General features: G+C 72.9%; 9 protein-coding genes. 2 read left to right on the forward strand and 7 right to left on the reverse strand.

Annotated features, from left to right (window positions below):
* Window positions 1-60 precede the first annotated feature (60 nt).
* The 4 genes from ABZ454_RS29845 to ABZ454_RS29860 all read right to left on the reverse strand — a co-directional run bounded on the left by ABZ454_RS29845 (window position 61) and on the right by ABZ454_RS29860 (window position 8035).
* Window positions 61-2022 carry an acyl-CoA dehydrogenase family protein gene (locus tag ABZ454_RS29845; RefSeq protein WP_359542558.1) on the reverse strand — a complete coding sequence of 654 codons (1962 nt, stop codon included), beginning with the start codon at window positions 2020-2022 and terminating at the stop codon, window positions 61-63.
* A gap of 248 nt (window positions 2023-2270) precedes the next feature.
* Window positions 2271-3716 carry an aldehyde dehydrogenase family protein gene (locus tag ABZ454_RS29850; protein WP_356319592.1) on the reverse strand — a complete coding sequence of 482 codons (1446 nt, stop codon included), beginning with the start codon at window positions 3714-3716 and terminating at the stop codon, window positions 2271-2273.
* A gap of 132 nt (window positions 3717-3848) precedes the next feature.
* Window positions 3849-5417, reverse strand: a complete 1569-nt coding sequence (locus ABZ454_RS29855; protein WP_359542561.1) for a PucR family transcriptional regulator — start codon at window positions 5415-5417, stop codon at window positions 3849-3851.
* A 131-nt stretch (window positions 5418-5548) separates the two neighbouring features.
* The gene (locus ABZ454_RS29860) at window positions 5549-8035 is read right to left on the reverse strand and encodes an ATP/GTP-binding protein (RefSeq protein ID WP_359542564.1); all 2487 of its coding nucleotides are present in this window, start codon (window positions 8033-8035) and stop codon (window positions 5549-5551) included.
* A gap of 243 nt (window positions 8036-8278) precedes the next feature.
* On the opposite strand from ABZ454_RS29860, the gene gabT reads away from it, so the two are divergent.
* Together gabT and ABZ454_RS29870 are read left to right on the forward strand one after the other, a co-directional pair.
* Window positions 8279-9619, forward strand: a complete 1341-nt coding sequence (gene gabT / locus ABZ454_RS29865) for a 4-aminobutyrate--2-oxoglutarate transaminase (RefSeq protein WP_359542567.1) — start codon at window positions 8279-8281, stop codon at window positions 9617-9619.
* A gap of 149 nt (window positions 9620-9768) precedes the next feature.
* Complete coding sequence (locus tag ABZ454_RS29870; protein ID WP_356319596.1) at window positions 9769-10587, forward strand: phosphatase PAP2 family protein; 819 nt, start codon at window positions 9769-9771, stop codon at window positions 10585-10587.
* Here the strand turns inward: ABZ454_RS29870 and ABZ454_RS29875 are convergent.
* The 3 genes from ABZ454_RS29875 to ABZ454_RS29885 form a co-directional block, all read right to left on the reverse strand.
* The gene (locus ABZ454_RS29875) at window positions 10538-12364 is read right to left on the reverse strand and encodes a glycoside hydrolase family 18 protein (RefSeq protein ID WP_359542569.1); all 1827 of its coding nucleotides are present in this window, start codon (window positions 12362-12364) and stop codon (window positions 10538-10540) included. The genes ABZ454_RS29870 and ABZ454_RS29875 overlap by 50 nt on opposite strands.
* 110 nt (window positions 12365-12474) lie before the next feature.
* A complete protein-coding gene (locus ABZ454_RS29880; RefSeq protein ID WP_359542571.1) occupies window positions 12475-12927 on the reverse strand; it encodes a hypothetical protein in 453 nt (150 codons plus the stop codon).
* A 136-nt stretch (window positions 12928-13063) separates the two neighbouring features.
* Window positions 13064-14479 (reverse strand): FAD-dependent oxidoreductase, encoded by a 1416-nt coding sequence (locus ABZ454_RS29885; RefSeq protein WP_359542572.1) that lies wholly within the window; start codon window positions 14477-14479, stop codon window positions 13064-13066.
* Window positions 14480-14499: the final 20 nt, after the last annotated feature.

Here is a 14499-nt window from a genome sequence, read left to right on the forward strand (position 1 = left end):
GTGCCGCGTGCAGGGCGACGGGGCGCGTCCAGCGAGTGGACGCGCCCCGCCGGCCCTGTGTCAGCGGATCGGCCGGTGCACGTTCTCCCGGGTCGAGGGACCCGGGGCCGCGTCGGCGATCCACGGGCCGTCACCGCTCGGGTCGACGATGCCCTCCTCCAGCCAGGTGTACGTGCCCGCGAGGACGCCGTCGACCACCTTCCGGTCGAGGTCGTCGGTGTTGGACCAGAGCCGGGTGAAGAGCTCCTCGATCCGGAGGCGGGACTGGCGGCAGAAGGTGTCGGCGAGCTGGTAGGCCTCGCGGCCGTGGTCGCCCTCGCCGCGCAGGTGTTCGGCCCGGACGCAGGCGGCGCTCATGGCGAACAGTTCCGCGCCGATGTCGACGATCCTGCCGAGGAAGCCCTGCTTGGTCTCCATCCGGCCCTGCCAGCGGGACATGGCGTAGAAGGTGGAGCGGGCGAGCTTGCGGGAGGACCGTTCGACGTAGCGCAGATGACCGGACAGGTCGGCGTGGCCCGACGGGTGGAAGTCCCCGTAGGTGCGCGGGAGCTGTCCCGGTCCGGCGACGAGCTTCGGCAGCCACTTCGCGTAGAACCCGGCCGCGTTCGCGCCCGCCCTGGCCTTGGCGGAGAGCGGCTTGTCGGGGTCGATGATGTCCCCGGCGACCTTGAGGTGGGCGTCGACGGCCTCCCGGGCGATCAGCAGGTGCATGATCTCCGTCGAGCCCTCGAAGATCCGGTTGATCCGCATGTCCCGGAGCATCTGCTCGGCGGGGACGGCCCGTTCGCCGCGGGCGGCGAGGGAATCAGCGGTCTCGAAGCCCCGGCCGCCGCGGATCTGGACCAGCTCGTCGGCCATCAGACAGCCCATCTCGGAGCCGTACAGCTTGGCGAGCGCGGCCTCGATCCGGATGTCGTTGCGGTCCTCGTCCGCCATCTGCGAGGAGAGGTCGACCACGGCTTCGAGGGCGAAGGTGGTCGCCGCGATGAAGGAGATCTTGGCGCCCACGGCCTCGTGCCGGGCCACGGGCCTGCCCCACTGCTCGCGGACCGCCGACCACTCGCGGGCGATCTTCAGACACCACTTCCCGGAGCCGACGCACATGGCGGGCAGGGAGAGGCGTCCCGTGTTCAGGGTGGTCAGCGCGATCTTGAGTCCGGCGCCTTCCGGGCCGATGCGGTTCGCCGCGGGGACGCGCACCTGGTGGAAGCGGGTGACCCCGTTCTCCAGACCGCGCAGACCCATGAAGGCGTTGCGGTGCTCCACGGTGATGCCGGGGGCGTCGGCCTCGACCACGAAGGCGGTGATGCCGCCCTTGTGGCCTTCCGACTTCGGCACGCGCGCCATGACGACCAGGAGGTCCGCGACGACCCCGTTGGTGGTCCACAGCTTCACCCCGTCGAGCACGTAGTCGTCCCCGTCGGGGACGGCCGAGGTCGCGAGCCGCGCCGGGTCGGAGCCGACGTCCGGTTCGGTGAGGAGGAACGCGGAGATGTCGGTACGGGCCAGCCGGGGCAGGAAGGCGTCCTTCTGCTCCTGGCTGCCGAAGATCTTCAGCGGCTGCGGCACGCCGATGGACTGGTGCGCCGAGAGGAGGGCGCCGATCGCCGGGCTGGCGGAGCCGGCCAGGGCGAGGGCCCGGTTGTAGTAGACCTGCGTCAGGCCGAGACCGCCGTACTTCACATCGATCTTCATGCCGAGCGCGCCGAGTTCCTTGAGGCCGTTGACCACCTCGTCGGGGATCCTCGCCTCGCGCTCGATCAGGGCGCCGTCGACGCTGGTCTCGCAGAAGGCGCGCAGCCGCGAGAGGAACTCCTCGCCGCGCCGGACGTCCTCGGCGGCGGGCTGCGGATGCGGGTGGATCAGGTCGAGCCGGAAGCGGCCCAGGAAGAGTTCCTTGGCGAAACTGGGTTTGCGCCAGTCCTGCTCGCGTGCGTCCTCGGCCACCTGTCGCGCTTCGCGTTCGGTCACCTTGGGCGTCTGCTGGGGTGCGGACGGTCGTTGTGCGGATGGTGCGGACATGAGGAGCTCACCTCGCCGCTTCGTCGGGTGGGTGGTCCCGACAGGCCCGCGTCGGGCGGGACCGTCCGCCCTCGCGTGCCTGTCGGTTCTACTCGTCCGTATGTACCCGATTCCTGCACCCGCCACCAGCGTGCGGGCGCCGATCGGGTCGGCCGCCACTCCACTGCCCGCCGCGGCGTGCGGGATGCCGGAACGGCTGGAGCCCCCCGCACAGTGGGGCCCCAGCCGTCGTTCGTCCGCCCCGGGTCCTACAGGGCGAGGCCGGTGAGGACCAGGACGCGCTCGTAGGTGTAGTCGTCCATCGCGTAACGGACGCCCTCGCGGCCGACGCCGGACTGCTTGGCGCCGCCGTACGGCATCTGGTCGGCGCGGTACGAGGGCACGTCGCCGATGATCACGCCGCCGACCTCCAGCGCGCGGTGGGCGCGGAAGGCGGTCTGCAGGTCGTGGGTGAACACCCCCGCCTGGAGGCCGTACTGGGAGGAGTTCACGGAGGCGAACGCCTCGGCCTCGCCGTCCACCTTCTGCACCGAGAGGACCGGTCCGAAGACCTCCTCGTGGGAGAGGGTGACGCCGTCGGGGAGGTCGGTGAGGACGGTCGGCGCGTAGGTCGCCCCGTCGCGCTTGCCGCCCGCGAGCAGCTGGGCGCCTGCCCGCACGGCCTCGTCGACCCACGACTCGACGCGCTTGGCGGCCTTCTCGTCGACGAGCGGGCCGACATCGGTGGCGGCGTCGGACGGGTCGCCGGTGACCTGGGCCTCGACGGCCGCGACGATCTTCGGCAGGAGCCGGTCGTAGACCGCCGCGTCCGCGATGACGCGCTGCACCGAGATGCAGGACTGGCCGCCCTGGTAGTTGGAGAAGGTCGCGATCCGGGTCGCGGCCCAGTCCAGGTCCGCCTCGGAGGCGTAGTCGCCGAGGACGACCGCGGCGCCGTTGCCGCCGAGCTCCAGCGTGCAGTGCTTGCGCGGCACCGAGTCCATGATCGAGTAGCCGACCGGGGCGGACCCGGTGAACGAGATCACGGGCAGCCGCTCGTCCTGGACGAGCGCGGGCATCTTGTCGTTGGGCACCGTGAGCACGGACCAGGAGCCGGCAGGCAGGTCGGTCTCGGCCAGCAGCTCACCGAGGATCAGCGACGAGATCGGGGTGGCCGGGGCGGGCTTCAGGATGATCGGGGCCCCGACGGCGATGGCCGGGGCGACCTTGTGGGCGCTCAGGTTCAGCGGGAAGTTGAAGGGGGCGATGCCGAGGACCGTGCCGCGCGGGAAGCGGCGGGTCAGGCCGAGTCGGCCGGTGCCGCCGGCGTCGGTGTCCAGGCGCTGGGCGTCACCACTGTTGAAGCGGCGGGCCTCCTCGGAGGCGAAGCGGAACACGGAGACGGCCCGGCCGACCTCGCCGCGCGCCCACTTGATCGGCTTGCCGTTCTCGGCGGAGATCACCTGGGCGATCTCCTCGGTGCGCTCCGTCAGACGCCGGGCCACGTGGTCCAGGGCGGCGGCGCGGACGTGGGCCGGGGTCGCGGCGAACTCGTCCCGCACGGCGTGCGCGGCGGCGACGGCCTCCTCCACCTGGGCCTCGGTGGGCACGCTGACGGTGCCGACGAGGCGCCCGTCCCAGGAGTTGGTGACGTCGAAGCTTTCCTCGCCGGTGGCCTCTCGGCCGGCCAGCCAGAAGGCGTGGGTGGAGGTCATGGAGGTTCCGGCCCTTCGATGGCGTGGGGTGTTCCGCCCCCACGGTAGGGCCGCACCGTCCGCCTGGCGTTTGTCCGGCGTGGAGCGAAGGCGGGCCGGGGTGCGCCGGTTTGTCGCAGGCGGGAGCCGGTTCTACGACGCCGTCGGGGGGTTCGCGACCTTGAGGGCCAGCCACAGCTCCATCCGGACGTCCGGATCGTCCAGCGAGCGGCCGAGGATCTCCTCCACGCGTCGCATCCGGTAGCGCAGGGTGTGCCGGTGCACCCCCAGGTCCGCCGCGGCCGCGTCCCACTGGCCGTGATGGGCGAGCCAGGCGCGCAGGGAGGCCACGAGGTCGCCGCGGCCCTTGGCGTCGTGCTCGTACAGGGCGCGGAGCATGCCGTCGGCGAAGGCCCTGACCGCGTCGTCCGCGAGCAGCGGCAGTACGGACCCGGCCGCCAGTTCCTCGTGCTCGACCAGGGCCCTGCCCCGGCGGCGGGCCACCGACAGGGCCTGCTCGGCCTGCTTGTACGCGGCCGAGACGGCGATCGGTCCCGCGGGGGCGGAGAGGCCGACGACCACCTCGGCGTCCTCCGCGGACGGTTCGCGCGGGGGCGCTTCCTCCTGCGCTTCGGCGTAGGCGGTGCAGGCGGCGACCGCGGCGCCGCCGTCGGCGGCCAGCACGACCAGGCGTGCGCCCTCGGGCACCGCCAGCAGCGTCTCCCCGGACCGGGCGGCGGCCGTCTCCATGGCCTCGGTCAGCTGGGCCGTGGTCGACGGTTCGGCGGCCTCGGCGATGAGCAGCCGGAAGGGCGCGTCGAGCAGCCCGCCGTACAGGTCCCCGGCGACCGCCCGCGCGTGGTCGGGCTGGCCGGCCAGGAGCATGCGCAGCACCGCGGCGCCGAGCCGCTGTTCGGCGCCCTGGAGCGAGCGGGAGCGGGCCGTGGTGAGGGTGAGCAGGGCGACCGCCGAGTGCACGGCGTAGCGCTCCGCGGTGCCGAGCGCCGCCCCGGTGCCCACGGCCAGGGCGCCGCGGACCCGCCGGCCGGTGCCCAGGGACTGGAGCTCGACGCGGTCGTCGGTGCCGCCGACGACGACGCTGGCCGGCGCCGGGCGCTCGCGCAGGCGTTCCACGTCGGGGGTGAGCCGGGCGGCGCGGCGGGCCGCCCAGTCGGGGGCGGCGGCCACGACGGCCCCGGAGGCGTCGTACAGCGCGGCCCAGCCGTCGACGTGCGCGGCGAGACGGGTGAGCAGTTCGTCGGGGCCGTCCCCGGCCAGGGCCGCTCGGGTGAGTTCGCGCTGCGCCTCGAAGCCGGCGGTGACGGCCCGGTACTGGTCGGCGGCGATCTCGGACGAGACGGCTTTGGCGATGGCGAGGAAGGGGGTGCGGCGCGGCACTTCGAGCAGCGGCAGCCCGGCTTCCTCGGCGGCGTCGACCAGGGGCTGGGGCACGTCGTCGTAGGTGACCCCGACGGCGAAGCCCAGCCCGGCGACCCCGGCGTCGGCCAGCCGCCGCACGTACCGCCGCATCGCCTCCGGGTCCTCCGCGTCGAGGTTGGTCGCGGTGACCAGGAGCAGCTCACCGCCCTCCATGTAGGGGACGGGGTCGGCCAGCTCACTGGCGTGCGCCCAGCGCACGGGCGTGCCGAGCCGGTCCGCCCCCGCACGCACCGTGAGCTTGAGCGCCGAGTGCTGGACGAGCGAGGCGAGAGTGGGGGGCATGGGATCGGGCGACCTTCGGGACGGAGGCGATTTCGCCGTCCCGTACGAACGGCTCCCCGCGATTGTGCCAGGGTGGCAGAGTTCCGTCACCGTCGGCGTCCGCCCGCCCGGCTACTCCCGCGTAACCTCCGTCAGCCGCCGAGCCGGACCAGGAGCGGGGGTGCGTGGGCGCCGTCGACGGTGGTGAGGGAGAGCACCGCGTGGCCGACGGGCAGCTCGTAGGCCAGTCCGGAGGCGGACCAGCGCTCCCGCTCGACCTGGCGCACGGTCACCGCGTCCGTGGTGACGGCCTTGCCGGTGGCCAGCTTGCGCAGCGCGTGCAGGGCGCGGGTGAGCGGCTGGTCGGCGAAGACGCCGTGCTGGGCGACCTCGCGGACCTCCACCCACTCCTTGCCCCAGGCCTCGGCGAAGCGTTTGCCGTCCCAGGTGGTGACGCCGGGGAAGGCCATGGTGCAGCCGACCGCGCCGAGCAGCGCCGTGTGCAGCTCCTCGGGCACGTCGTCCAGGGTGCGCAGGGCGAGGACCGCCCCGGCGTTGACCGAGCGCAGCCGGCGGATGCCCCGGACGGTCTCGGCGGTGACGGTGTGGGTCGCGTCGTCCAGGACCAGGCAGACGAAGAGCGAGCGGTCGGCGCGGGCCGCGGTGATCGCGTTGAACTGGGCGAGGACGAGACGGGCCAGCACCCGGGACGCCTCGGCGTGGGCACGTTCGGGCAGGTCGATGCGCACCCGCAGCGGATGCTGCTCCAGGGAGCGCAGCGAGAACGGCCGGGCGTCCGGGCCGGTGGCGAAGAATCCGGCGAAGGCGGGCCGGTCCAGGACGGCGATCCGGTCGGCGAGGACGGCGGCCGGGTCACCGGCGCCCCCCGCCTGACGCTGCCGGGCGTCCAGCTCGCGCAGCATCGCGTGGTGACCGGCCGACTCCAGCGCCTGGCGCAGGCCGCCCAGTGCGGCCGCGGAGCCTTCGAGGAGTTCGCGGAGCTCGGGTACGGCGGGGAAGGCGCCGTGGACGGCGCGGTACGGGCCGAGCAGCTGGCCGAGCGCGGTCGCCGCCCGTCGGGTGTCCAGGGCGGGGAGGTCTCCGGCGAGGCCTTCCGCGAGGGCCGCCGCCGCCTCGTCGGGGTCGGTCGTACCGCCGTACAGGTCGAAGTCGTGCACCGAGGCGGGGTCACCGATCCTGATGACGACGTCGTAGGCCGCGTCCGGGCCGAGCCGGTCGCCGGCCCCGCCGACGGCGAGCACCGCCGCCTGGCCGGTGAGCGCCCGCAGGGCGAGGGATTCGACGACGGGCCGGACCACCCGCTCCGTCTTCCCCGAGCCGGGCGGTCCGACGGCCAGCAGAGAGGTGCCCAGCGACGCGGGTTCCAGCGCCATCCCCGAGCCGCGGCGCGCGTAGGGGTTGCGCGGGTCGTCGGCGCAGTCCCCGATCCGGACCTGGCCGGTGAGCGCGTCGTGCACGGCGGTGCGCCGGGGCAGGTCCCGGCGGCCGGAGGGGTGGAGGTAGGCGTCGGCGCCCTGGCGCAGCACGGCCTCGGTGAAGGCGGCGCGCAGGTCGGCGCGGTTGCGGGTGGCGCCCCAGGCATGGCGCAGCCGTACGCAGTCGATGTCGTTCAGCCGGTCGGCGTGCACGGCCGCGGTGAGTGCCTCCGCGGCGTCGGACTCTCCGGCGTCCCGCAGCTCCGGCCAGTGGGCCAGGGCCGGTCCGGCCTGCGCCGGTCCGGCCTGTGCCGGGGCGGTCCGGGGCCGCTGCGGCCCGGGGTCGCCGCGCCCGAAAAGGAGGCGCAGTTCGGCCGGCCACTGGCCGATCCTGGCGAAGGGCCACACGATCACGGTGCCGATCAGGGCGTAGAGCACGATCGAGACGAGCAGCGCCGCGTAGCGGTTGCCGCCCCCTTGCATCCAGCTGGTCGGGACCGCGGGCAGGATGACGTCGGCGAGCGGGACCCGCCGCGTCCAGACGAGCCAGACGGCGAGTGCCGCGCCGGACGCCGAGAGGGCCAGCCTGGCCCGGCCCAGCCGGGGGCCGGCGAAGTAGCGGAAGACATGGGCCCAGCCGCCGACGCGGGCGGCCCAGAAGCCCAGCCCGAGGACCAGGACCTGGTAGTAGAGGGTGGTGGAGTTGACCACCAGCGTCGGCGCGTCCTCCTTGAGGCCGCCGAAGGACCACCACTCGGGGCCCGTGATGATCTCGATCGGCTTGGACACGTAGGGGACGGCCCGCTCGGTGAGCAGCAGCCACAGCAGGAGCCACAGGGCCATCGTGGCCGCCGGGCCCATCAGCGAGGGGCGCGGCGGCCGCTCGGCGGGCCTCGGGACGTACGCGTACCGCCACACCCCCGGCTCGGTCCTGGGGCGGGGCGCGTCGAGCCACGCGGCCGTGGCCGAGCGGGGGCCCGCGGGCCGGTGCTGCCCGGGGGAGGCCGCGGGCCGCTCCGGGACGGAGGGCGGCCGGGCGGGTGGCGGGACCGCCGGGGGGAACGGGGGCGGGGCGGCGGGCGGCGGACCGGGCGGCATCGCGGGGGGCGGGCCGGCCGGGCGCGGCACGGCGCTCCCGGGCCGGCCGTCGGGCGGCTGCGCGCCCCGCGCGCCCGTGGCGCCGTGCGTGCCTTCGTAGTCCATGAACCGTTGCCCCCTGACCAGCCAGGTCCGACCGCTGCCCGCTCAATCTAGTGCGCGCGCGCGGTGAGTTCAGCAAGGCGCCCGGATGGCGAAGGGCCGAGGGTCTCCACGCGGCGCGCCGCCTTCTGTCCTCGGCGGACAAGGACACGCGCTCCACCACTCCCGATCGGAGCATGCCGGACCCCCGCCCCCACCCATAGCCTGCAGAAAGAGAAGCGTCCGAAACACCCCCAGGAGCCCCGCATGACCGCAATTCCGCAGGAGCGCCGCGTCGTCACGGCCATTCCCGGCCCGAAGTCCGTGGAGCTGCAGGCCCGCCGGCTCGCGGCGGTCGCCGCGGGTGTGGGGTCCACCCTGCCGGTGTTCACCGCCCGCGCCGGCGGCGGGATCATCGAGGACGTGGACGGGAACCGTCTGATCGACTTCGGTTCCGGCATCGCCGTCACGTCCGTCGGCGCCTCCGCCGAGGCCGTCGTGCGCCGCGCGACCGCCCAGCTCGCCGACTTCACGCACACCTGTTTCATGGTCACGCCGTACGAGGGGTACGTCGAGGTCTGCGAGCAGCTCGCCGAGCTCACGCCGGGCGACCACGCGAAGAAGTCCGCGCTGTTCAACTCGGGCGCCGAGGCGGTCGAGAACGCGGTGAAGATCGCCCGTGCCTACACCAAGCGCACCGCGGTCGTCGTCTTCGACCACGGCTACCACGGCCGGACCAACCTCACGATGGCGCTGACGGCGAAGAACATGCCGTACAAGCAGGGCTTCGGCCCGTTCGCGCCCGAGGTCTACCGGGTGCCGGTGGCGTACGGCTACCGCTGGCCGACCGGCGCGGAGAACGCCGGCGCCGAGGCGTCCGCCCAGGCCATCGACCAGATCACCAAGCAGATCGGCGCGGAGAACGTCGCCGCGATCATCATCGAGCCGGTCCTCGGCGAGGGCGGCTTCATCGAGCCGGCGAAGGGCTTCCTCCCGGCGATCGCGCGGTTCGCCGAGGACAACGGCATCGTCTTCGTCGCCGACGAGATCCAGTCCGGCTTCTGCCGCACCGGCCAGTGGTTCGCCTGTGAGGACGAGGGCATCGTCCCGGACCTGATCACGACCGCCAAGGGCATCGCGGGCGGCCTCCCGCTCTCCGCCGTCACCGGCCGCGCCGAGATCATGGACGCCGCGCACGCCGGCGGCCTCGGCGGTACGTACGGCGGAAACCCCGTCGCGTGCGCGGGCGCTCTCGGCGCCATCGAGACGATGCGCGAGCTGGACCTGAACGGGAAAGCGCGGCGCATCGAGGAGGTCATGAAGGGGCGGCTGGCCGAGATGCGGGCGAAGCTGTCCAACGGCGGCCTCATCGGTGACATCCGCGGCCGCGGCGCGATGATCGCGATCGAGCTGGTGAAGGCGGGCACGAAGGACCCGAACCCCGAGGCCGCCGCGCAGCTCGCGAAGGCCTGCCACGCCGAGGGCGTCCTGGTCCTCACCTGCGGCACGTACGGAAACGTCCTGCGCTTCCTGCCGCCGCTGGTGATCGGCGAGGACCTGCTGAACGAGGGCCTCGACGTCCTCGAGCAGGCGTTCGCGGGAGTCTGATCCGTTCGGTCCCCGGAGGCGGCGCGAGGCGTTTTCTCCGGGGATGCCCGCCGCCCGCGTGAGGGCCTGTGAAGAACGTGTGCGGGGGCGATGGCGGGATACCATTCCCGCTGTCGGTCCCCCCACCGTCTGACGTACGGTTTCCGCAGATGAGAGAAACACCCCGCTCGCAGGTGACTGCGGGCGACACCGGGTCGGAGCTTCCCCAGCGCCGTCCTGGTTGTGCCTTCGCGCACACCCCTGGGGCCTCTGGCCCCGGAACTCCTCACCGATCGGATGGCCGCCCGCCCCACACCCCCCGGGGCGCGCGGCACACCGGTCCCCCCGTCCGGCCCGGAACAACCCCCCCTGTCCCGGGCCGGACGGCCCTTTTCCTCTCCGTGGTCTCGGGCCTGTCGGCCCTGTTCGCGCTCACCACGTGGCAGATCGTGGCCGACGGCCCGCTGCGGCGACTGGACGAGCGGGCCGGCCGCGCCCTGGCCGGACACGGTCCGCGGTGGCTCACCGAATTCCTCGCCGATCTCGGCAACCCGCAGATCGCGCTCCCGGTCCTCGGCTGCGCGGTCCTCTGGTCGTTGACGCGTGGAGAGCGCCGCGTTCCCACCGCCGCCGCCCTGACCATGGCCGCGGTGCCGCTGCTCGTCGTGCCGCTGAAGGACTGGATCGCCCGTCCGGGGCCGCTGACCGATGCCACCGGCTACTACCCGTCGGGTCATGCCGCGACCTCCGCGGTCGCGTACGGCGCCACGGCCCTCCTGCTCGCCCCGTACGTGCGGCGCGCGTGGATGATGCCCGTCGCCGCCGTCCTGCTGACGGTGGCGACGGGCATCGGTCTGGTGCTCCGCGGTTACCACTGGCCGCTCGACGTGGCCGCCGGCTGGTGTCTGTGCGGAGTGCTGCTGGTGGCCCTGGGGGTGCTCAGCCGCCGAAGTAGGCGTCGAAGTTCCTCGAGAACTCCCAGTTGTTGAAGCGGTCCCAGTTGACGGACCAGGTCATCAGCCCGCGCAGTCCCGGCCACGTGCCGTGCGTGGCGTAGGAGCCGCAGTCGGTCTTCTTCGTCAGGCAGTTCAGCGCCTTGGTGACCTCGGCGGGCGAGGTGTGGCCGTTGCCCGCCTGGGTGGAGGCCGGCAGACCGATCGCGATCTGGTCGGGACGCAGGCCGGGGAAGATCTTCGTCTGATCGCCCGCGACGGGGAACCCGGTCAGCATCATGTCGGTCATCGCGATGTGGAAGTCGGCGCCGCCCATGGAGTGGTACTGGTTGTCCAGACCCATGATGGAGCCCGAGTTGTAGTCCTGGACGTGCAGCAGGGTGAGGTCGTCGCGCAGCGCGTGGATCACCGGCAGGTAGGCCCCGGCCCGCGGGTCCTGGCCGCCCCACGGCCCGGAGCCGTAGTACTGGTAGCCGAGCTGCACGAAGAAGGTCTCCGGGGCCATGGTGAGGACGAACTTCGCCCCGTACTTGGCCTTGAGGGTCTTCACCGCGGAGATCAGGTTGACGACGACGGGCGTGGTGGGGTTCCGGAAGTCGGTGTCGCCGGTGTTCAGCGAGAGGGAGTGGCCCTCGAAGTCGATGTCCAGGCCGTCCAGGCCGTACTCGTCGATGATCTTGCTGACCGAGGAGACGAAGGTGTCACGCGCGGCGGTGGTGGCGAGCTGTACCTGGCCGTTGGCGCCGCCGATCGAGATCAGCACCTTCTTGCCGGCGGCCTGCTTGGCCTTGATGGCCGCCTTGAACTCGGCCGCCGATTCGACATTGGGGCATTCGGCGACCGGGCAGAGCGAGAAGCGGATGTCGCCGGAGGTGACGGAGGTCGGCTCGCCGAAGGCCAGGTCGATGACGTCCCAGGAGTCGGGGACGTCCGCCATCCGGGTGTAGCCGGAGCCGTTCGCGAAGCTGGAGTGCAGGTAGCCGACGAGCGCGTGGGCCGGCAGGTCCGTGCTGCCGCCTCCGCCGCCTCCCGCCGTGGTGGTGGCGGAGACCGCCGCTGACTTCGCGGACTCACCCGCTTCGTTGGTGGCCGAGACCTGGAAGCTGTACGCGGTCGAGGCGGTCAGGCCCGTCACGGTCGCCGAGGTGCCGGTGGTGGAGAGGACCTTCGTACCGCCCCGGTAGACGTTGTAGCCGGTGGCGCCCGTGGCGGCCGTCCAGGACAGCGGCACCGAGGACGAGGTGGGCGTGCCGGCCTTGAGGCCCGCGGGGGTCGCCGGGAGCACGACCGGGTCGCCGCCGGGGCCGACGAGGGTGAGGTCGTCGGCGTAGTAGGCGGGGGTGCCGTACCAGCCGTGCGTGTACACGGTGACCGAGGTGGTGGACGGCCCGGTGGTGAACGTGGTGGTGAGCCGCTGCCAGCCCGGGGCGGACTGCGTCCAGGTGGAGACGTCCGTCGTACCGGTGCCCTCCGCGCCCAGGTAGACATAGCTGCCCTGCACCCACGCGCTCAGCGTGTAGGTGGATCCCGGCCTGACCGTCACGGCCTGGGAGCACTTGGCGTTGTCCTGGCCGGCCGGGGTGGCCTTCAGGGCCGAACTGCCCGCGTGTACGGGCGTGCTGACGACCGCTCCGCTGCCGCCCGTACAGTTCCAGCCGCTCAGGCCGGACTCGAAGGTGCCGTTGCGCGCCAGATCGGCGTCGGCGGCTGCGGCGCCGGGAGCCGTGGCGGCCAGCCCGCCGACAGCCAGCAGGGCCGTCGAGAAGGCGGCCAGAATTCCGGTCATGCGGGCGGGGGGTCCCGTGCGTTCCACAACGGCCTCCGTGCAGGGGGGAATGAGGTGTGGCGCACAACATGGTCCAGACCAATCAGGTTGTCAAGACCTCTGGCACCGCCGCCCCTTCCCCTCCGGCGTCCCGCCCCCTATCCCCTGCCTCGCGCCGCGGCCTCGTGCATCGCCAGTTCCAGCAGGGTGGCGTCGGTGAGCGTTCCGGACCCGTCCGGCGGGATCAGCCAGCGCACCCCGCCGCCGGCGGCGGCCCGCCCCGGGTGGGGGACGACGATCCAGGTGCCCCGGCCCGCACCCCGTACCCCCGTGCCCGCCCAGCGGGCGACCGTGCCCGGCGGCACGAAGAAGCCCGTGCGGGCGTCGCCGAAGTCGGAGAGGACCGGTCCCGGCCGGTCGATGAGGCGGGTCAGCACGTCGAGCGTCGGCCGGCCCAGCTCCCCCGGAAGAATCAGCACGTCCCAGCGCCTGCCGGCGGGAAGGAGTGCGGTCCCTCGCGGATCGCACTCCCATTCCCACCGGCAGGCGTCCGGATCCTGCGCCACCGACGCAAGCCACTCGACTGCCGCCTCGACCCCCGTGCCCGCCATGTCCGGCCTCCACTCCGTGTGGCACCGGCGGGAGTCGCCGGTGCGTCCACCCGGTAGAGAGGGGCCGGGCCGTTCCCTTACGCGGGTTCGGCTTCCGATCGGCAGTGAGCTGGGTCACGAGGGAGCGGGCCGCGGCTCAGCTGTCGAAGCCGAGGCCCAAGCGGTCCATCGTCCGCAGCCACAGATTGCGGTGGCCGCCGTTGCTGTCCGCCCTGGCCAGCGACCGCTTCGTCAGCTCGATCCCGGCCCACGCGAGAGGTTCCGGCGGGAACGGCATCGGCTTGGTCCGCACCATCTCCAGCGCGGTCCGTACGGTCCGCTCGCCCGCCAGCAGGTCGAGCATGACATCGGCGCCGAAACGAGTGGCTCCGACCCCGAGTCCGGTGAATCCGGCGGCGTAGGCGACCCGGCCCTGATGGGCCGTTCCGAAGAACGCGGAGAAGCGGGAACAGGTGTCGATCGCACCGCCCCAGGCATGACTGAAACGCACGCCCGACAATTGCGGGAAACACTCGAAGAACTGTCCGGCGAGTTTCAGGAACGTCTCGGGCCGCTGGTCCAGTTCCGCGCTGAGCCGGCCGCCGTACGGATAGATCGCGTCATATCCACCCCACAGGATCCGGTTGTCCGCGGAAAGCCGGAAGTAGTGGAACTGATGGGCGCTGTCCCCCAGTCCCTGCCGGTTCTTCCAGCCGATGGCGGCGAGCTGGTCCTCGGTGAGCGGCTCGGTCATCAGCGCGTAGTCGTAGACCGGGACGGTGTACGGGCGGACCCGCTTCACGAGCGAGGGGAAGATGTTCGTGCCCAGGGCGACGCGGCGGGCGAGGACCTTCCCGTACGGCGTGCGGACCGCCATTCCGGTTCCGGTTCGGGCCAGTTCCAGTCCGCGGGTGTGCTCGTAGATCCGCACCCCGAGATCGAGACAGGCCTGCTTCAGGCCCCAGACCAGCTTGGCCGGATGCAGCATCGCGACACCCCTCCGGTCCCACAGGCCACCCAGGAAAGTCGGCGAGTCGACTTCTGCGCGCAGGGCGTCCCGGTCGAGGAACTCGACCCCGCCGAAGCCGTGCCGCTCGGTTTCCTGGTGCCATTCCCGCAGCTCATCGAGCTGGTGGGGCTGGGTGGCGACATCGATCTCGCCGGTGCGCTCGAAGTCGCAGTCGATGGAGTAGCGGGCCACGGCCTCCTCGATGGCGTCCAGGTTGCGCGCGCCCAGCTCCTCCAGCTTCTTGATCTCGTCCGGCCAGCGCTCCACTCCGTTGGGCAGGCCGTGGGTGAGGGAGGCGGCACAGAACCCGCCGTTGCGGCCCGAGGCGGCCCAGCCCGTCTCGCGCCCCTCGATCAGGACGACATCGCGTTCCGGTTCACGCTCCTTGGCGAGCAGCGCGGTCCACAGTCCGCTGTAGCCGCCGCCGATGACGAGGAGATCGCAGTGCTCGTCACCGGTGAGCGCGGGAAGCGCCTCGGGCCGGCCGGGGTCGTCCAGCCAGAACGACACCGGCTTCGCGTCGGAGAGTGATCGTGCGGCCGTACGCATGGCAGCTGGGGCCATGGTTTCCAACTCCTTCGGAA

This window comes from Streptomyces sp. NPDC005803 (assembly GCF_040630435.1).
GTDB lineage: Bacteria > Actinomycetota > Actinomycetes > Streptomycetales > Streptomycetaceae > Streptomyces.